Source organism: Algoriphagus sp. Y33, from assembly GCF_014838715.1.
Taxonomy (GTDB): domain Bacteria; phylum Bacteroidota; class Bacteroidia; order Cytophagales; family Cyclobacteriaceae; genus Algoriphagus.
Map to the genome: position 1 here is coordinate 2,885,971 of NZ_CP061947.1, position 20,385 is coordinate 2,906,355.

Sequence of the window (20,385 nt, forward strand, 5' to 3'; positions counted from 1 at the left end):
TTACCCAAAATTACCGCTCAACTGCGGCTTCTGTTTATCCCTAAGGTGGCTATCGGGAGTCCGCGTCCATTGTAGTTAAACTAGGGAGGAAATTCGAATTAATCCAGCTTCTGGAGAAGCAGGATAACAGGGTTCTGCCTTGTTGGCAGTCAGGAGACTGCTGAAATAGGTCCAAGACTGAAGTCTTGAACGAAAGATCATATCACTATGGGCTGAACTAGAGATTGTCTGACATTTATCTCTAAACTGTGCTCTCTGCGTAGCGCTCCGCATCCACCGCGGTTAAACTGGAAGGAAATTTCGAATTAATCCAGCTTCTGGAAAAGCAGGATAACAGGGTTCTGCTTTGTCGGCAGTCTGGAGACTGCATTGTAATAGGTCCAAGACTGAAGTCTTGAACCAGAAATCACTTCACTATGGTCCGAAAAGTCAAATTGAGCAAAAACTTGAAAAGATTAGATATACTAACTAACGGAAACAGTTACCAAGAAGAAATTGAAGAGAGCTACAACTACATGGAACCGAAGTAGAGATGGCCAGACAATTGCTTCTAATCTGTGCCCTCTGCGCAACTCTTCGTGCCTACTGTGGTTAAACAAGGATGTTGTCCAGCTTCCGGAGAAGGAGGATAACTTATCACCGTACAATTGTCCGAAAAGTCAAATTGACTCTTGGCTTTGAAACCAGTTTGGTTGGTGGCAATCGATGCATCCAATGGGTCTGAGTAGCGTCTTTCATCACCAGCAAACTCCCATTTTCCAATACCTGCGAAACTGTTTCTTTGGATACTTTATGCTTGAATGCAAACTTACGCCCGGCTCCAAAACTCACAGAGGCTATCGCTCCGTTTTTTTTCAGATCTACTTCACCATCGCTATGCCAAGCCATCCCCTCACTCCCATTATGATAAAGATTCAGGAGGCAGGAATTGAATGTTTCTCCTGTTTTCTTTTCTACCAATTCTTTTAGCTCTAACAATTCTTTGGTCCAAGGCAATGCTGTTTTGGTGTGATTGGAATAGGTGTATTCAAAAGGCTTCTCTGCATACCAAGCTACTTTTCGCTTGGTTTCTATGCGTTTTCCAAAAATAATAGCCACATCATTCCTCCATTGAATCTTATTCAACAAATAATCAAGGTAGCTCAATGCCTGTGTAGTAGGCATAATCTTGCCATAGTAGTTCACTATGCCGTCTTTGGGCAATAAGTTTATATTCTCGAAAGAATCCTGATTGAACAAATCCATCATCTTACTATTATCTCTCTGCATTCAGCTGGGCTGCTTCCCAACCTATAATTGCTGACTTTCGGGTGTTCCCCCACATGTAGCCACCGATTTTTCCACTAGACTGAATCACACGATGACAGGGAATCAAGAAAGCAACAGGATTACTACCGATGGCAGTTCCAATAGCACGGGAAGCTTTCGGTTTATCTATTTCCTCTGCAATGGCACCATAGGTTGTGAGATTTCCCTGCGGTATCTTTAGCAGTGCATCCCAGACTTTCAATTGGAAGGGGGTGCCGTGCAAATGCAGTTTAACCCGGTTGAGTTTGCTCCAATCGTGCTGAAAAACGAACAAGGCTTCCTGCTGAATTCCATCTACCAATTGATTGTAAACAGCATTTGGAAAGCGGGATTTCAAAGTCTCTTCCCCTTCCCCCTGATCTGAGAAAAAAGCTAAATGACAAATTCCTTTATTGGTGGAGGCCACAATGATTTCTCCAAAAGGACTTTCGGCAAAACTGTAATTTATGTGGAGATTTTCTCCGCCATTCTTGAATTCCCCCGGGGTCATTCCTTCTATTTTCACAAATAAATCATGAAGCCTTCCAGTACCGGATAGTCCCGTTTCCTGCGCGGCATCAAAGAGTGTGGCTTCTCTTCCCTGCAAAAGTTGTTTGGCATATTCCACACTCAGATACTGCATGAATTTCTTCGGACTCACTCCCGCCCATTCGCTAAACATGCGCTGGAAGTGAAATGGACTCAGGTGCACCTGCTCAGCAATTTCCTCCAGAGAAGGCTGGCTTTTGAAGTTGGCCTGAATGTAGGCAATCGCTTCGGCAATTCGATTATAATTGATTACTTGACTTTCGTTCATGTTTCTGAATGCTAGGTTACCCAAAAGTAGAGCCATTCATACGCTACAAAAACCCAAATCTTGCTGAATTTGGGAAATGCAACGTTATCGGCTGAGAAATTACATTTTCTCTTTTAAGGACTGCATCTTTTTCCGGAGGTAATCTTTCTCTAATTTATTTGAACAAAAGTCAATGGCTAGTTTTATTTTCTCAAGAGCATTGTCGAGATCTCCTGCTTTTTCATAATATTCTGAATAACAGCCATAAAATAAATACTTACGTTGACTTAGCGAATCAGGTGCAATTTTGTCTAGTTCTGCTTTCGCTTCCTTTAGTTTTCCCAGTTGCAAAAAAATGGTTGCCTTTGATAGCAAAACATGATCTGATGGCATCATCTGATACATGTCATCATAATACTTTAGTATGCGTTGCCAGTTAGTATTCTCAAATTGAACTGCCCGCACATGCTCAGAAGCAATAGCTGCCTCCAAATGATAGATAGAACGATCATCAAATTCCACCGACTTTAGCAACGAATCATTTCCCAGTACGATAAGTGGCAAATACCATTTTGAACGATCCTGATGTTTTAGGTCTATTATTTCAGAGTTGACCATTCTAGACTCCAAGCGAGATGCATGAAAGCACATGAGCGCAAAAAGCGCATATGCCTCCCCATTTCTAAACTTTTCTTTCTGAAGTAAAAGCTTACAGAGCCGAATCGCTTCTCCGCAAAGATCCTTGGAAATCAATTCATCAGTTTTAGTAGAGTGAAATCCTTCATTAAAAATCAGGTAAATAATATGGAGAACCCGGGAGATCCGAACCGGAATTTGATTGGGGGCAGGATATGAAAACGTAATTTCTAACGTCTGAATTTTCTTCCGGGCACGCACCAAGCGCTTTTTAATAGTCTCTTCTTTTAGAAGAAGTGCTGCGGCAATCTCTTTCATAGAAAAGCCCGAGATGGCTTTTAGTGCAAAAGCAATCTGCTCTTCCTGCGAAAAACTTGGATGACAAGCCACGAAAATCATTCGCAACTGGCTATCTTCCACTTCATGATCCAAAAAATAATCGTTGATCTCTTCGTCAATAGACACCTCATTAACACTTTCATGCCTTCCCTTTGCGGCATTCAGCTGCCGTAAAAGATCTATAGTCCGGTGCTTCGCTGCCTGAGTAAGCCATGCTTCAGGAGTGTCAGGCAACTCATTTCTCCATCGTAATGCAGCCCTCAAAAAAGTATCCTGAACGGCATCCTCTATCAGTTCAAGATTATCCAGGCCGAAGATTTTAGATAAAATAGCAACCATCTTTCCATACTGATGTCTGAAAAGATGGTCAACCAATTTATTTTCGCTGCTGTTACTCAAATTTCATCACTTCTCGGATTTCTACTGTACCTCCCAAATCATAATCCGGAAAATCCTGCGCTATAATGATTACCTTCTCATAGCTTTCTGCCGCTACGGTATAGTAACCTCCAATAATCTCCTTGCTTTCGGTAAAAGGCCCATCTGTCACAATACGATCTGGCCCCGAGATACTTTTCCCGGTAGCGTGTAATGCTTCACCACCTCGCAAGATGCCTTGGTTTTTCATTTTTTCACCCCAGGCAAACCATTTTCCCATTCGCTCTTGAAGCTGCTCTGGAGATAATCCCAACTCCTCATAATCAGCCCCGATAAAAATCATCATAAAATCTTTCATAGTTTCTATTTTTAAGTGTGTCATGTTTTAATAAAAAATTTTTCAAAATCCTCTTTCCATTGAACAAAAAGAAGCGAAAGCAATTCTATTATTTCGATGAATGAAAAGCAACTTTATTTCCTTCCGAATCGATAAACTGCCCCATAAATCCATGTTCGCCAAGGGAAGTTTTTGGGATAATAATCTTCCCGCCTGCCGTTTCTACCCGTGATAGCGGAATACTGAGGTCATCTCCTCCATTCAAATAAACCAAAGATCCGGTTGCTGATGGCTCGAAACCCGGTCCGAAAGCAATTGCGCCTCCTACTCCATTTTCCCAATCGGCGGGAAAGAACGCCATAGTCATGCCCATCTCTTCCATAGACATGGTTTCCATCTTGGCATTGAGCACTGTTTCATAAAACAATTTAGCTCTTTCGAGATTTTTCGCCGGAATCTCAAACCAGTTGATCGCATTTTTCATGATACTGTTTTTTTTGGTTAGTATATGACTCTATGACGAAGCTGATTTTCAAAACGGGGACAAGTTTCCTGAAATTTTCATTTATAGGATTCTCATGCTACAATCTAGGAAGCATATCTGAAAATAAATTAGGATGAGCACCCAAAAAATGAGAAAGCAATCTCTCTTGGCTAGATTGTATGGACGACACCCTTAATCTCGATTTCATAAATTGTCGAAAAGAAAGCCTGAACTCCATTAAAATGCAACTAGCCAATCGCTTATACACTTTTTAAACTTGGATTAAGCTTATGGAAATAGACATATGAAACCATCAAAATCCCCAAAATAATCAAAGGAAAGATGGTCTGAAAACCAAAACCATCAATAGCATAGTGACTGATGCAGGCAAAAATAAAATCGAATGTAAATCCTGCATATGCCCATTCTTTAAGACGCTTGGGGAATTTTGGAATCATTAGAATAAGTGTGCCGCACACCTTGAAAACGACCAGGGCATTTCCAAAGTACTCAGGATATCCCAGATGGCGAATACCTTCTTTGGCTAGTTCCGTTTGAGAAGTAAGGGCCGGCATCACTCCTTCGAAAAGGAAAATAATGGTGGTGGCGGTCCAGAAAATGATTTTGTCTCTTTTTGTAGCATCCATTTTTTTAAGTAGTAAATGATATTCAAATTTCATAAAACTTAAGCTTACCCATGGGGTATAAAAATGACAAAGTCGGGGCGCATTGCGAAAAACAGACGATGCATGGCATCCAGCTTCTGGAGAAGCAAGATAACCTTGTCAGAAAAAACTCACCAAAATGGACTTCCCAGTAGATAGTCGACTCCAATCAGTGACCTCTGCGACATTCTCCGTGACCACCATGGTTAAATAGAAAGGGCTTTTACGGTGTCTTGCCTTTGGCAAGGAGCTCCATCAGTGCACAGTATCAAATTGTGCCAGCGGCACAGCCCACAACAACCCCGAATACAGCAAAGCGAAATTCGGGGTACCATCACCAATTTGAAAAACCGGAGTGCCAACGGCACGATCGGTAACCTCGGATTGCGACCTCAGCGAATACCGCCGTGTCCACCGTGGTTAAAAATATTCCTCAAAAAAAGCCGTTCACAAATTCTGTCCCAGGAAAAGGCAGGCGCGAACGGCCGAAATAACTTCAATCAAAATCCCTAAATCTTCTCCAACGCATTGGCCAGATCTTCCTTCAGATCTTCTACGTCCTCCACTCCTACACTCAGTCTGATCAGAGAATCTACCAAACCTACTTTCTCCCGCTCTTCCTTCGGGATGCTGGCATGAGTCATGGAAGCCGGATGACCACAAAGTGACTCTACTCCTCCCAGAGACTCGGCAAGCGCAAACAGGTGAAAATTCTCCATCACTTTTCTCGCATCAGATTCTTTATTACCGATTAAAGTAAATGAAATCATTCCTCCGAAATCACGCATCTGCTTTTTGGCAATGTCATGATTAGGATGATCTTCGAAGCCCGGCCAATAGACTTTGGCTACTTTCGGATGATCCTTTAGGAAAGCGGCGATAATTCTTCCATTCTGAGAATGACGCTCCATGCGCAGATGCAGCGTTTTGATTCCTCTCAAAACCAAGAAGCAATCCTGAGGACCCGGAGTTGCGCCGGAAGCGTTCTGGATAAACACCAGTTTTTCTGCCAATTCATCATCATTTACCACCAAGGCTCCCATCACCACATCGGAATGACCGCCCAGGTATTTGGTCACCGAGTGCATTACGATGTCAGCACCAAGATCAAGCGGATTCTGTAAGTAAGGAGATGCAAAGGTATTGTCCACGGCAAGAACTATCTTGTTGCCGGTACTCAGCTTTGCCACGGCGGCGATATCGATGATGTTCATCATCGGATTGGTAGGTGTTTCCACCCAGATCATTTTGGTTTTGTCGGTAATATGCTCTGCTAAGCCTGCAGCATCGGACATGGGTACAAACTTGAATTTGATCCCATATCGTTCGTACACTTTGGTAAACAGACGATAGGTACCTCCATACAGGTCATTGGTGCTGATGATTTCGTCACCGGGGTTGAACAATTTGATCACAGCATCGATGGCCCCAAGTCCTGAGGAAAAGCAAATGCCATGTTTGCCGTTTTCCAATGCCGCCAGATTATCCTGCAAAGCAGTACGGGTAGGATTGTGGGTACGGGAATACTCATAGCCTTTGTGATCGCCGGGAGACTTCTGTACGTAAGTGGACGTCTGGTAAATCGGGGTCATAATCGCACCGGTGGCAGGATCGGGTACTATGCCGGCATGTATGGCTTTTGTTCCAAATTTCATTTGTAATTGGTTTAGCTTGTTTTGGCTTTATGAAAAAGAAAACCTTTTGAGATTTTCAGAGTGATTTTAGACTATGCATGTTAAACTTGCAGACTTTCCCAGTGGATCACTCGATGATAGATCAAATATGACAAAAAAGGGCAGGATATTCAAAACTATCCGTCGGTACTTCGGCACTCATCCTGCCGGAATTTTTGCATGGCTATGGGTTACGGCTATGCCTTTTATAGGAAGCATAATTTTCGCGGCAAATTACAATTTACTCGAAGCATACAGACTCCACACTGCATTGGATTACTTTGCCTATACTGTTACCGGTGCATTGCTGATGGGTTTGGCACTTCTTCCTACCACGCTGATTGCCTTGGCTTCAGGTTTTTATTTCGGATGGACTTCTCTGCCATTTTTGATTTTGGGCTATTCGCTGGCTTCTGTGCTAGGGTATGCACTGGGGAAAGTCACGAATATGGGCTTCACCGAATTACTGTTTAAGAAAAACCCGAAATTTCACAAAGCAATCGAATCCCGAAAAGAAAAGGAAGGTTCATTGGTTTTTTTCGTGAGAATCTCTCCTGTAGTTCCCTTTGCCGTATCCAACTTCCTGTTTGCCAATTTGAATATCAAGCTATGGAAGGTATTGATCTATGGAATCCCCGGGATGCTTACCCGTACAGTCATCGCTTTTGCCGCGGGAGTGGCAGCCAGTTCTTATATGGAAGCCAAGCAGTCCATGAATACTCCGCTGCAATGGGGAGTCGGAGCTGCTTTATTGATTATTGGAATTGGAGGGATTTATAATTATGTGAGGAAAAAACGCTGAATTACTACGTAGCCGATCAGAAATAATCGCAGTTGGATATTCCCATCCTTTCCAAATCAATCATCAGGAATAATTTTCGATTACCCTCTTATATTTTATCCTGTTGTATTGCTGTAAAAGGTTCGAGGAATAATTGAATAAAATATAACACAAGGTGCTAAAGTCGTGAAACACAGAAGTGCAATCAGAACTAGATTCAGCCTATACTTTAATCTATGTAATTCTTTCTCACCTGTCTGTATCATATTTTATATTAGTATTGACATAGTTGGCAGTGATGCTTTTCAGGCTATTAAACAAGGCGTTGTACTTCTCTAAAATGTATGTCCTTCATTATTTATCTTTCATTCTATTTTCCATAATTCTTTTTGCATTTTCTGCAAATTGATGGAGCTTTCGTTCTAGCAATTCCTTTGGCAACTGCTGGCTTATGTATTCTGCCACTTTTATATTGGCTTTATTGAGTTGCAATAATTCTACTTGCTCTTGATTTCCTTCAGCACAAAGGATTAAACCAATAGGCAATTCTTCATCCCGTTCCATTTCGTGTTTTTCCAACCAGCGTAAGTAGAGTTCCATTTGTCCTTTGTATCCGGCTTTGAATTTTCCAATTTTCAATTCAATAGCAATTAGGCGCTTTAATTTCCGGTGATAAAAGAGCAGGTCGAGGTAGTGATCAATATGGTCAATAGTCATTCTTTTTTGTCTGGCCACGAAAGTGAATCCAATGCCTAATTCAAGGATGAAATTTTCCAGACCCCGTATAATGGCGGTTTCCAAATCAGTTTCTGAGAAGGTGTCTTTGAGATTCAGGAAATCCAACACATAATGGTCTCGAAACACAAGGTCAGGGCTTACTTTGTCTTCTGCTTTTATGCTATCAATTTCTTTTCTGGCAAGTTCTGCAGGTTTTTTACTGATGGCAGTTCTCTCAAAAAGCATGGAATCAACTTTTTCTTGCAACTGTCGGGTGCTCCATTTCTCTATCTATACGGCACATTTGGACGTAGAAATTTATTTTGAGCTCGCTATCCTGATACATCAGGATTTTAAAATGTGACCAGGACAATTGTCTCCACAGTGCGGAGACAATTGCTTCATTCGGAAAAGTCTCTGCAAAGTGGAGACAATGTTGCAACTGTTTTGTACTCCATCCCTTACCATATTCCCGGGTGAGCTGTTGGGAGAGCTTTTTAATTACTTCTTCACCATAGACTGCTCTTTTGTTCTCAAGCACTTCTTCCATAATTACTTTTCCGACATTCCAATAAGTGGCCGTAATGGTTGCATTAATGGTTTGCGAAATATGGGCACGACTCACTTCAACGATTGCCTTGATGCGATCAATAAGGTGATTAAGGGGAATTTCGCTTAGTTCTGACATTATATTATTAACTAAACTGCTCTTTCGTGGAATCCGTTATTATATTCTTTTACCACTAAGTTGTTGATTTATTGGTATGATTCCGAATTTAAATGCATCCTGATTTTAGTTTGAAAGGTTACAGACATTGCGTATCAATTTGGTTAGTCAAAACCAATTCTTCTTTTGATATTGTTTTCCAGTGCTGTTTTGATCAGGTGGCGACTGGCTAAAATGTGCAGTTACCAACTACAGAAATGGATAATTACCTACAAAGGCCCCCATCTCCAAAGTTTGCGGTAGGTGAACCCCAAATAGTTTTTATTATATCGTCTTTTGTTAATGGCACTTTACTTGTGCCGCCGTGCGTGTCCTCACGACTGGCTAAAGCTCTTTGTACCAGCAGTCTGGAGACTGCATTACAAAAGGCACAAGCCTGCCAGCTTCAGGTAGATCCGGAGACTTACTCCCAATGGTCAAACTATTAGATCAATCAAATTGCCTATCAATAAAACTGCAATCGTAAATGTAATCAAGCCTAATATGTAGGAAAAAAGTGCTTTGAAGTAGTTGGATACTCTCTTTTTATCGAAAAATTGCCCAATTGCCCAGCAACTGTAAACTATAAAAAGCACCCCTCCATAATCTAAAACCTTAAGGCTAGTCAACCCTTGAATTGTTCCAAACGCAGCCAGAATAATCATCCCTATTCCCATGACAAAGCATAGAAGAATCAGTATTTCATAGAAGTTATAGCCATATTTTTTAAAAAGTAACTTAGTCCAAAAGGCTATAAACACCCCCATTATCAAATTCCCATAGCCATAGTTATTTTGTAACCATTTAAAAATGACAGTTGTTGTGGTATAATTGGAATCATCATATTTGATATATCCATCTTCAAAGTGGAAGAATCCTCTTAAAACCGAATAAATCAATGAACTGACTATGATAAAAATCACCGGTTTTACCAGTCTACTTCTATCTTCAGCTATAAACCTTCTCACAGCTGCCCCGGGTCTGATCAGTAACTCCTTAATCGTATATAATATCCCTTTATCAAAGTTTAGAACACTAGTGACCTCCTTGGCTATATACCTCCCATCAATCCGTTGCAATTCTTTGGCATTGCCACAGCTTACGCAATAATTGCCAGTGATTTCCAGCTCACACTTTTTACAATATTCTAAAGGATTCTGATTGTTCATTTGGCCAAATCGCGTAGTATATTTTTAATCGAAGATAAAGGGCTTTGCATTGTTTATTCTAAATTTCTCCCCTTTAAATGTTTCTGCAGCTCTGAATTTTTGATCTTGTTCTTTGCTGCAATCGGCAAATAGACCAAAGGAAGAAAAGTCAACAACCCAAAGCCATTTTTAACGGTGCTATAAATTGCAATCCCAATCAGTACACCGATGATGACGGCATCGTAAATCTTTGAGGATTTACTCTTTTTTGCTTCTTCCAGCAATTCTTGGTCTGTCAATGCTGCTAATTTTTCTTGGTTCATATTCTTGAGTTGGTGGTTTGGTTGGATTAAAATTGAATTATAAATTAAAAAAATCAACAACAGCCTCCTCCATCGTAATGAAAGGTAGATTTAGAAATATAAATATCATCCCTACCCAACTCTTTAAACTGCCTTGCGGTTTTATCGCAAATAGCCAAGGGTTGATTTTTCATTAAAACATGTCCTTTTTTGTCATCAAAATATTCTTCATCTCCGTAATAAATTGCCGCTTTTCCAGTAAATACACAAGCACCGTCTGGCAGAACCGGGTCTTTAATAGCTGCCACTTCAATACTTTCAATATATATTAATTCATCTGTGGGGTAATTTTTAGTGTCAAGTATTCTATAGGGTTTGCGCGCTCTAATTTCAATGGTACCAAAGCCAGCATCGGTTAAGGCTTTTATATAGTCATTTATTGGAAGGCTTCCGCTTAAGCAAAGCGCACGTAGGCGTTCATCATTTCTTAGAGTTTCATTCATAGGTTGCTCACAAGTTGGGTCACTCATCACCAACCTTCCTTGTGGCTTTAACACACGGTACATCTCATCTAATGCCCGTTTGAGATCAGCTTCTTTGAAGATATTAAACAGGCAGTTTTGCGCAGCCACATCAATAGAATTATCGGCTACCGGTAAGTTTAATGCATCTCCCTTCTTGAGTTCAACGAATTCACTATTAAACCAGGGGTTCACTTCTTCGGCTTCCACAAGATTTCTACGGGATGCTTCCAGCATTTCGTCTACCACATCTACACCAATCACTCCTCCTTTCTGACGGGAGAAATAAGAAAATTGTAATAATTCCATTCCACCACCCACACCGACATATAGAATTTTTGGGTTGTTAGTTAAATCACGGGCATTTACAGTACTCCCGCAACCATAATTCATTTGTTGCATTATTTTCGGAATCTTTAAGCCTGGTAATTCCCAAATTGGATTGGTGGTACAGCAAAGCCCAATAGTTGGTGTTAAGGCTGCGTCTTTATATAAGTCGTGGGTTGCTTCTAAGTAGCTCATAAATTTTTTGTTAATTAGTAAAATAAAGTAATCGTATTATACACTACTTTATTCTATCATTTCTTGAATGTTTACGGTTGCACAAAACGGGATTCAGACTGCCTCTGGCAGACAAATTTGGAGACGGCAAGCCTGAATTCCATCAGGGAGGTTCGGAGATGTGTCCTTCCATCCTACTCCTAACTTCTTAAAGATACTGAATTTTCGTATTTCCCGGTATTGCATGCCTGTCTGCCGACAAAGGCAGGCTTTATCCAAGGTGAAGTTGGCGGTAGTCAATATTCATATCTATAAATATAGTTTCCATAACACACATCAAATCCTGGGTCAATTCCAAAATAGTAAGTTCTTTTCTCAATCAGTTTTTTATCATTGTAATCGTTCTCTTCTATGATATTTTCCCTATCTCGGATTTGAATCAATCTGTTTTGTGAATCATAAGTATAGGTTTTCAAGTACATTAATCCTCCCACATTAGTTTCCTTTTTTTCTTCGATCAATAAATCGCCGGAATATGTATAATATGTAAAATGATGTTTCTCCCCACTTTTGGTATAATTAATCTTAGTTACGACTTTTCCATTCTTATATTCATAAGTATTGAAGCCTCCCCAACTTTCCCATTCTTTGACTAATTGGTTATTTTGATACTCTCTCGGAGCGTCACTTTCACTTTCATTAGATATTTGTCCATCAGCATTATAGTCCGTAAATTTGTATTTTATATTTATCAATTGGTTTAGCTCATTATAAATGTAACTCTTTTCTACCACTTGTAAATTTGTGACATAAGTCTCAAAAATCAACTGGTTATCAGAATTATAATCAAACGTTGTCTTATCTATAATTTCTCCATTATTGAATATAGTTTCTGCAATTAGATTGTTATTAGAATACTCATATGACACTTTTCTTAATGTATCGGCTGGGGCTCTTTGACAAAACACAATCATAGCAGATGGATCATCAAGTATAGCTGTTTTTAACAAATCTTCATCTTTGTAACAGCCATTCATTAAAAGCAGAATCGTCAATAGATAAACTAATTTTTTCATATGATTTAGGTCTTATACAAATTCAATCATCAAGATGTAATTTCTTTATCAATGCTTGATGACAGTTTTAATTATCGTCAACGTGTTCGTGTATGGAAAGTTGCGTGTGTATGAGCGAGGATTTTCCTTCGGAAAACCCCTAGTTGTTAGCTGACGTTTTTATAATTTTCGTTTGCCTTTCAAATAATGAAAGATAAAATATTACCAATCCTTGGTCGTCTATTTCAATGTCTGCTTGAAAGTCATTCGGTATGTTTTCGTATCTAAAATTTGTTTCTTCGTTCTTTCGATAGTTTTGCCTTACTGGCTTTACATAATCTTATAATATGTCTATATAAATTACATTGATTTCTTTTTCTTCTCCAATATTTAGTTGTAGACTATTTATCGGCAGTGTGTTGGTAAACGGTGAAAGGGAAATATCAATAAAATCAAAGCCCCGAGCCTGGGTGAGTTTGTAACTTCGCCCAAATTTCAAGATCAATTTCAAATTGAATGGGATAGAAAGGTGTAATTACAAATTACACCTAGCGGCCTCAACGCTTAGACTACGCTCAGTGGGGGAGGAATACTTCATAAATTTCTCTCAACTCTGTAGAGACTTTTGAGTCCACACATTGTACACTTATCACCTGACTCTAAATCAGGAAATTAATTCCTTCAACTTCTCTTTTGTTGGTAAAACTGTTTGATATTTACTAGCAAAAATCTGCTCATTATTTTCGGGTAAAGTATATTGTACAATAGATTCATTCTTATTCTGACATAGAATTAACCCAATAGTCTTGTTTTCATCATCTATACGCATAAGCTTTAGGTAATGAGACCAGCTTAAGTTGAATTCGTCAGAAACCATCTGACCTTTTGAATATGTCAGATAAAATGTCCGCATTTGCTTTAGGTTTGTAGCAGAAAACCCTTTCCCAAATTCTCGTGATAGCTTATCAGAAAGCTCAATGATCAAATTGCGCCCATACTTTGCTTTTTCTTCACCTTCCTGCTCTTGATTGACAATCAACTTACCAATTTCAAAATAGGTAACAACCATTGTGTGATTAACTGATTTAACCACAGCCTGTCTAGCTGCTTTAAGTAAGTCTGCAATTCTGTCATAGAAACTATCTGTATTTTTTATCAATTCATTCATAATATTCAAAGTATGCACTGCGCCTACATCTCTTGGCGTGGAGCTTTTAGAAGTTCCATCAATTCAAAATAAACGCTTTCGATTAACCACGAATTACTAATTCTAATAAATAAAAATGTACTTACAAATTACCTCTAGCTCAACGTCTTGACTACGATTCAAAGACTGGCGGATTATGCTTGTTCTAGATCTGGGCCGCCGTTCGTGTCGCCACGAACGGCCAAAGCTAATATTCCATTGTATCGGTTTTTTTTTGCTGACCTTACGTTAATCCGCTTATCGAAAATGGCGATAAAGCACTAAACTGTCAATCAATCTGCTTTCGATATTTTTTCATTATCTCATTATACATCTTCCAGATTGCTTCTCTCCTGCGTCATTCGCAATGACGAAACCTACCTCAGCAAATACATCTTCCCATAGCCCTTCTTGAAAGCCTTATCTCCCGCTGTCGGTCTATGCTCCATAAACTGCCCATTTTTCCGCACCATCACCCGATAAATATACACACCGTTTGCCAGCTGATCTCCAAATTCATCCTTGCCGTCCCAAGCATATTCGGTCAGGTTATTGCCAATGCGGATCGGCCCCAGCTCATTCTGCAAGATCTCACGAACCACTTTTCCGGTCACGGTCATAATCTGAATCTTGATCTCATCGGGCACTTCCATTCCCGTCACCGTAAAGACAAACCGAACAGAAGTACTGAATGGATTGGGATAGGGATAGAAATTGGTGATCTGGGATTCATTGATCACTTCAAACGTAATCTCATAGGGTTCGGAAGAATCTTCATTTGCTATGCGAAGGGTGTAAATCCCATCTTCCAATGGTCCTGGAATCAGCGAAACCTTGAAATCCTCTTCTTCCGAAGCCGGTGTCCAAGTCAGGTTTGGATTGGAGAAACTCACCCGCTTGAGGTCGCAGGCCTCACAGTTTTGCTTGAGATATAGATCCAACCCAACTGTATCTTTTTTGTAAATTAAGGTTTGCTCATTTTTCAAAAGAGCGGTAATCTGCACATTCGGGGAGACAATATCCCCGTCCATAATGTAAATCCCATCAAAATTCACATCGAGCAGTGCGGTAGAATTATCTCCCTCCACAATGAAGTATGAGCCCATATCCACCTGGTTATTTCGGAACGTCTGCTCACGCTGAATTCTGGGATTGGCAAAAATCTCCAACCTATTCTCCCCTGCTTTCCCGATGGAATTGAATTCTATCGTAAAGTCAAATGCCTCACCTGCTTTCAATGCAGGGAATTTCTTGGAAAACTCTTCCACTTTCTTGCTCGTCAGATTGGTCATTTTCCAATCCACCTGTATTGAATCCGAAAAGTTGTATTTCGAAATATTCTTGAACTGCAAATCCAAGAGTCCCGGCTCCCCTTCTCTGAGATTGACCTGATCTTTGGCAGATTTCAAGAGTAAAACTCCCTCAGGTACCCCAATATAATTCACCTGCCACTTGTCCAGCTGAGCCGGTGCCGTGGACTCAGGATCATCCATGCTGTAGCGCAGTTTCAGGTAAGGATAGGTCTCTGTACTGATAAATGAGAGATCCATTTGCTGATCAAAGGTATTCCCGATCAGCAGCTCTTCTTCACCATTTCCCTTCACACCGATGATATCAAAATAAGTCCTCTCTTCCTCATTGATCCAGCTTCTGGAGTTGACGTTCTGAAAAAATCGCTCCCAAGAAGATGCCGGCCCTACTCTTGGTGTCAGAATCATTCCGGAAGTCAGGTAGCCTGCAAGTCCGGTATCAAATGAAAGGGTCTGTTGGGATGAAGGCACTTCCATATTCTTGTCCCCCACGATTTCTATCGCCTCTCCGGGACGCATGCCTTTTCGGCCATACAAGATGTAGGGGTCACCTGTTTTCAAAGCTCTAAGCGTGGCTTCACTTGCTCCGAATTCTTTTAGTTTCTCAATAGCGACATCAGGCCAGGCTTCAAAGGTGACATTGCCCACGGAAAAAATCACCACATAATCCCCCGATTTCACATTGTTTACATAATCCACCAACATAGTCTGTCCGGGTGAGGTGATCCAGGAATTCTGAATACTCTGTATCATCTGTGGAACCCGACCACAAGTCCGGGAATCCAAAATATCAAAACCGGGTACGGGAATCGCCAAATAAGGCATCAGGCTCTTTTGCTCAAAAGCAACCAAACCCAAGGAACCATTTGGACACAATCGACTATTGGCATTGTTTACATTATCTATGATCTGGGGAATCTGATTCAAATAGAACTGTGTGTTGCGAAAAGAAAGACTGTCTACTCCCGCACCTACCGTGAACACGTCGATATTTGCTTGCTGATCCACATATTTCCAGCTTCTGTCCGATTCCCTGAACTCTAAATTCATCAATTGGTTCTCATCTAGCTGATAGGTACTGCGCTGTGTCCAGCCTTCAGCACCCGAAGGAATGTAGGAAAAGCTGGAGTTCGTCCAAGCATCAGATTCACCGGGTTTGGCTTCCTGAAATTTTGATCTCCAATAGAACGTAGTGCTATCCGGGAAAACAGTTAGCGGCAAAGGCATCTCTGCCAAACCGCGGGTGGTGACACGAACTTCCTTACGATAGGCTGAATTGAAACTTGACGCAGTGTCGAGCTGGATAATGACAGTGCGGTCTTCAGTGGTTTTCCCGGGAATCTGGGTGATCAGCTTTGTCTCCGTTCCATTGACTATACCATACTCCAACGGATAGAGATTCAATGTTCCGCTAAGAGGAATAAACTTCGTATAAGAGACAGAATTATTAGCAAAAGTCATTTCTCCGACTTCCATTTTAGCATTGATTTCTATGGTAAATGTATTTTCGCCGGCAGCATTCCGTCCGGTATTCGGAATGGTAAAAAACAAAGAATCTATTCTGGCTATATAAGGAATTTTAATTGGAGGAAATGCTTCAGCCGACCCATCAGGCAATTTTCTAGTGACTTTATATGCTATGGAATCGGTATCCACTCTTCCTATATTCCTCAGCACAAAGCTCAATTTCAAGCTATCCGAAAGTACCGACAAAGGTAGTTCATCAAAGCTGTCTACCGACACCTCATCCAACTTGATGGCATAGTCAGCTTTGTCAGCCGGAAAAATCCGAAGTCCGGGATCACCGTAGTTGATCATCTGCTCCATATGGGAGTAAGACAGCGGAGTAATTCCGTAATTCTCTATGTAATCTTCCTCTGCTTTCTGCTTCACCTCACCCAGCGTGCGATAGATCAATGTACTGTCCCCAAAAGCATTTTTGTAAAACATATCAGAATAGCGTCGCAGATAGACATCCACACCGATAGCCGAATTTGCCATTACTGAAGCAGCACCTTTATCAGGGGTGATCACCCAGTCCTCGCCCTGGGTATAGCTGTTGCCAAAGGCACTCCCATAGTCGCACCCATTAAATAACATCACGGGATACTTCCCTTTATTCTGATAATTCAACGTAGGATCAGAGGCAAAACCGATTTCTATATCAATGACCGTCGGCGCTCCATGCCCAAAGAAAGTGAGCATAGACCTCCCTTCATTCAAATCCCCCGTGATATCTATGACTTCCACAGTGGAATTTGATCGCTTTCTATACGTAGTCACTTTTCCTCCCAAATAAAGCCCTTCTGCAGTGGTCTTAAAACCATTCAAAAAATTATAGTATCTATCCAGTTCAAATTCCGACACGCCACCGCTAAGATGGATCAATTCTTTCTGCCAGGAATCAGAAATCCCGACGGCATCCTTTTCAATAGCCTTACTTAGATAATTTGCCAAATGTTGGGCATTTCTTGCCGGAATTCTACCTACAGCTAGTGCCGGAGTCAATGGTTTGAAAGGATCAAGACCAATAGTATAACTATTGTCAGAAAAGGGAAATCCACCTGCTGGAATCAAATCCCTAAAGCCAAATGCTGAAGGATTATTTCTGTAGAAATAAGTCACCCCACCGGCACGGGCGGTAGAATACATCGCCAGTGATCTACCCGCAAAAAGCATGTGTGTGGGCTTATGAGCAGGATAATACGCTCTCAAAAACTCATAAATAGCTAAAGGAGAATATTCTCCATAAGCAAACTGATTGTATAAATCCTCCACCTTCACCGTCAAGGTATCGAACCCACCCCCTGCCGGTGAAGCCCTATGCTGGGCATAGGCTTTCAGGGGATTGTCAAATTGGTTGGTAGGCTGCTCCAGCACATGATGGCCTACCAAGATATAACTGGCAGGCTGAGCAAGGTAGTTTCTGAATCTTACCGGTTCCAAGGCTGATACCCAAGTGACGGTTTCCTCATTTTGAACCCATATCTTACTGGAATCATTGGGCACTGCGGCCCTAAACGAAAGTGCCTCACCGCTTTCCGTCAATTGTACTTTCGTGGGGTTATCCCAATCAGAAATTTCCAATGCGGAATAGGTACCTGAAAGCTGGGAAAGCTGAATCCGCCCAATTCCGGCAGGAGAAATAAAAAGCTCTGAAGCAAAATCACCTGAGCGCACATTGTTTTGAAAGGTGATTTTGGCAAAAGCCACCGACACATTATCCACTGACTCTGATCCGGCTGACTCGAAGGAAAGAACAATGCTTCCGTCAGGATTGAAATCAGACATTGCCAGATTCAGGGACTGTTGGGGATATTCATATCCTGAAAAATTTATCGTCCCTAAAAGCCGCTTGGTGGTTGAGGTCGGTCCGGCATATATCCTCGTAGCATGTGCGCTTGCGGATCTGCCTACCAAGCCAAACTCTAATTTTGCCGTACCGCCGGCCGCTACTGCACCTAATTGATCCATCGTAAGCTGTCGGGTATTTCCCTTAGTGATTACGGTCGACATCCAGCCCTGCCCCTGATCAAACTTGGACAGCCTAAAATCAAAGGCATATCCTACCCCAAGCGAATATTGCTCACCCAGTGCCAGTAATCTCTCCGAAGAATATCCGGTTGCCAGTGGCAAAGCTGCCTCAGGTGCAGCCAGTAGATTCATTCGCCTTCCGCTCTGACCCGTAGTCACGGTTAGGAAAAAAGCCGTGGTGTCGGAAGTAGTATTAAAGTACGGATTTGGAATCGCGTCAAAATCGTAATAGAGTAATTTATCCAATGTCCCATCATTTCTCTTTCCAAAGAATTCGATGTAATCTTCTCCATCAAATTTTCCGTCATTTTCTCCTTCAATATGGATAGCGACCTCTTTCCCCCGGTGATAAAGTCGAATATCTCTAGGATCCAACCCATTCAGATTGATACCGGAACCGCTCAATGCAACTGCTGAAACCCGGTGAATTCCATCCGATGCTGTGGGGATTTTATAATAGGTCTGGCCGTAGGTGTACCACACCGGCTGCTGTGCTTGAATGCTTGCAGTAAGGCTAAAAAATGTCAGTAAAACGAAGAGTAGTCTTTTTATCATCTGTCTGCCCAGCCTTTAAATTTCCTAAACTCAGGATCCAATTTCTCCAAACTAACTTTCACACTAAACACATGCGAGTAAGGAGTTTCTGATACATTTCCTATATCCGAAAGTGCGTAATCAATTTGAAACCGATCACTCAAGAAAACCCCGATCCCCATACTTGGCTGCACATTCAGGCTTTCACTTCCCTGAAAATCCTTAATGTACTGGAAGTTTCCGATACCGGCGCGTAGAAATGCCATATTCTGAAATCCCGCTTCCACTCCAAAACGCGGATCAACACTGAGCAATGAAGTACTTATCACCGTATTTCTTTGCCCGTCAAAGGTCATATCCAGATCCATTGAAGTCAGCAAACTAAACTGCTTTCCAAGTGGCCATCTATAAGTCACACTGGATATAGCGCGCGGTAAGGTCAGTTCTAGAGAATTTACAGGAATTTCATTATCCGTCTGGGCATATATCTCCCTGACCAACTCCGCATCATGTGACCAGGCATTGAACGTAGTGGTAATATCACGCACCATCAGTCCCAGGGTCAGCCTGTCCTTTATGTAAATCCCCCCCACATCCAATCCAAAGCCCCAAGCCTGTGCAAATTTGCCTACATTCCTGTGGATGACCTTCGCATTCATGCCCACTTTGAATTTGTCCGACAGTGCTCTGGCATAGCTGAGAAGCATGGCATAATCGGCAGCGTTGAAAAACTGGATGTTGTTGTAATTCAATGCACCATTGGCATCGTAAAGAAATCGTGTATCGGGAATATCATCTACGCCAAACCGGATCAGGGACACAGCGACCTGACTTTGGTCTTTGACCGGTGAGGAAAACCCCAAGTAATCGTACTGAGCCACTCCTGCAAAATACTCCGAATGCATCAGGCTGAACTCATAGGTATGCTGAATTCCAATAAGCGCAGCGGGATTCCAATAAGCAGCCGTTACATCCCGGACCGCTGACACTTGAGCTCCACCCATTCCCAAAGCCCTTGCCCCCACCCCTATGCTTAGAAATTCATTGGAATATTTGGGAGCCAAATCCTGGGCAAGCAGCTTAGCATGACCTGTCCATATTGACAGCACTATTACACAGAAAAAAAAATGAACCCGTATGCTATATTTCACAATCCAAAATAACCTATTTTCTCTATCCTATTTTAATTCAAGCCAGAATTCCTCTTAAACTATTAACCCCCTGTCCGAACCCGTACATAAATATGTTCAAAAATTTAACATTTAATTAAAAATGGAAACGCACTTTGTTTCCCTTACATTTTTTTCCCTTTGTGATCAAAAAATACAAATCATCGAATCAAGCCAATCAGTAGGTCTTTTGCCTGCATATTATTATACCTACTACCTGCTTATGGCAAGGAATTAGGTTATACAAGGTAGCTTGGAAAAGATTGGTATAATTTTTCTCTACAAAGAAGAGACGGGAATAGGAATTCTCTCAACTATTGACACAT

Annotated in this window: 16 protein-coding genes and 2 pseudogenes; 1 reads left to right on the forward strand and 17 read right to left on the reverse strand. The window is 41.4% G+C overall.

The features are described 5' to 3' along the window. Positions 1 to 636: 636 nt before the first annotated feature. From ID165_RS11690 to ID165_RS11720, 7 genes and pseudogenes are all read right to left on the reverse strand, one after another. Entirely contained in the window at positions 637 to 1,269 is a 633-nt protein-coding gene (locus ID165_RS11690) for an alpha-ketoglutarate-dependent dioxygenase AlkB (protein ID WP_370539748.1), read from the reverse strand. Beyond that, positions 1,256 to 2,104, reverse strand: coding sequence for a methylated-DNA--[protein]-cysteine S-methyltransferase (locus tag ID165_RS11695; protein WP_192350764.1), 849 nt, complete (start codon positions 2,102 to 2,104; stop codon positions 1,256 to 1,258). Before ID165_RS11695 ends, ID165_RS11690 begins: the two co-directional genes overlap by 14 nt. Before the next feature lie 99 nt (positions 2,105 to 2,203). Further along, on the reverse strand, positions 2,204 to 3,457 hold the full coding sequence (locus tag ID165_RS11700) for an RNA polymerase sigma factor (protein WP_370539749.1): 1,254 nt from the start codon (positions 3,455 to 3,457) through the stop codon (positions 2,204 to 2,206). Next, the gene (locus ID165_RS11705; protein WP_225587098.1) at positions 3,450 to 3,818 is read right to left on the reverse strand and encodes a YciI family protein; all 369 of its coding nucleotides are present in this window, start codon (positions 3,816 to 3,818) and stop codon (positions 3,450 to 3,452) included. Before ID165_RS11705 ends, ID165_RS11700 begins: the two co-directional genes overlap by 8 nt. Positions 3,819 to 3,882: 64 nt before the next feature. Beyond that, a complete protein-coding gene (locus tag ID165_RS11710) occupies positions 3,883 to 4,257 on the reverse strand; it encodes a VOC family protein (RefSeq protein ID WP_192350767.1) in 375 nt (124 codons plus the stop codon). 260 nt (positions 4,258 to 4,517) lie between these two features. Beyond that, a complete protein-coding gene (locus ID165_RS11715; protein WP_225587099.1) occupies positions 4,518 to 4,937 on the reverse strand; it encodes a DoxX family protein in 420 nt (139 codons plus the stop codon). Positions 4,938 to 5,431: 494 nt separating this feature from the next. Further along, positions 5,432 to 6,580 (reverse strand): annotated as a pseudogene (locus tag ID165_RS11720) (cystathionine gamma-synthase); the annotation flags it as partial. A gap of 70 nt (positions 6,581 to 6,650) precedes the next feature. Between ID165_RS11720 and ID165_RS11725 the strand changes: the two are divergent. Continuing rightward, the gene (locus ID165_RS11725; RefSeq protein ID WP_192350771.1) at positions 6,651 to 7,397 is read left to right on the forward strand and encodes a TVP38/TMEM64 family protein; all 747 of its coding nucleotides are present in this window, start codon (positions 6,651 to 6,653) and stop codon (positions 7,395 to 7,397) included. Between the two features lie 333 nt (positions 7,398 to 7,730). Here ID165_RS11725 and ID165_RS26735 read toward each other — a convergent pair whose 3' ends face one another. From ID165_RS26735 to ID165_RS11775, 10 genes and pseudogenes are all read right to left on the reverse strand, one after another. Then, entirely contained in the window at positions 7,731 to 8,339 is a 609-nt protein-coding gene (locus tag ID165_RS26735; protein WP_225587100.1) for a PDDEXK nuclease domain-containing protein, read from the reverse strand. A gap of 4 nt (positions 8,340 to 8,343) precedes the next feature. Continuing rightward, entirely contained in the window at positions 8,344 to 8,781 is a 438-nt protein-coding gene (locus ID165_RS26740) for a DUF1016 N-terminal domain-containing protein (protein ID WP_225587101.1), read from the reverse strand. Positions 8,782 to 9,236: 455 nt separating this feature from the next. Continuing rightward, a complete protein-coding gene (locus ID165_RS11735) occupies positions 9,237 to 9,968 on the reverse strand; it encodes a DUF3667 domain-containing protein (protein WP_192350773.1) in 732 nt (243 codons plus the stop codon). 53 nt (positions 9,969 to 10,021) lie between these two features. Beyond that, the gene (locus ID165_RS11740; protein WP_192350774.1) at positions 10,022 to 10,270 is read right to left on the reverse strand and encodes an FUSC family protein; all 249 of its coding nucleotides are present in this window, start codon (positions 10,268 to 10,270) and stop codon (positions 10,022 to 10,024) included. A 53-nt stretch (positions 10,271 to 10,323) separates the two neighbouring features. Beyond that, positions 10,324 to 11,292, reverse strand: a complete 969-nt coding sequence (arsM, locus tag ID165_RS11745; RefSeq protein ID WP_192350775.1) for an arsenosugar biosynthesis arsenite methyltransferase ArsM — start codon at positions 11,290 to 11,292, stop codon at positions 10,324 to 10,326. Between the two features lie 275 nt (positions 11,293 to 11,567). Beyond that, entirely contained in the window at positions 11,568 to 12,347 is a 780-nt protein-coding gene (locus tag ID165_RS11750) for a hypothetical protein (RefSeq protein WP_192350777.1), read from the reverse strand. Between the two features lie 139 nt (positions 12,348 to 12,486). Then, positions 12,487 to 12,837: pseudogene (locus ID165_RS27110) on the reverse strand (putative glycolipid-binding domain-containing protein). A gap of 153 nt (positions 12,838 to 12,990) precedes the next feature. After that, a complete protein-coding gene (locus ID165_RS11765) occupies positions 12,991 to 13,494 on the reverse strand; it encodes a PDDEXK nuclease domain-containing protein (RefSeq protein ID WP_192350780.1) in 504 nt (167 codons plus the stop codon). A 395-nt stretch (positions 13,495 to 13,889) separates the two neighbouring features. Then, positions 13,890 to 18,911 (reverse strand): C25 family cysteine peptidase, encoded by a 5,022-nt coding sequence (locus ID165_RS11770; RefSeq protein ID WP_192350782.1) that lies wholly within the window; start codon positions 18,909 to 18,911, stop codon positions 13,890 to 13,892. Beyond that, the gene (locus tag ID165_RS11775) at positions 18,908 to 20,041 is read right to left on the reverse strand and encodes a PorV/PorQ family protein (RefSeq protein WP_370539750.1); all 1,134 of its coding nucleotides are present in this window, start codon (positions 20,039 to 20,041) and stop codon (positions 18,908 to 18,910) included. Before ID165_RS11775 ends, ID165_RS11770 begins: the two co-directional genes overlap by 4 nt. Positions 20,042 to 20,385: the final 344 nt, after the last annotated feature.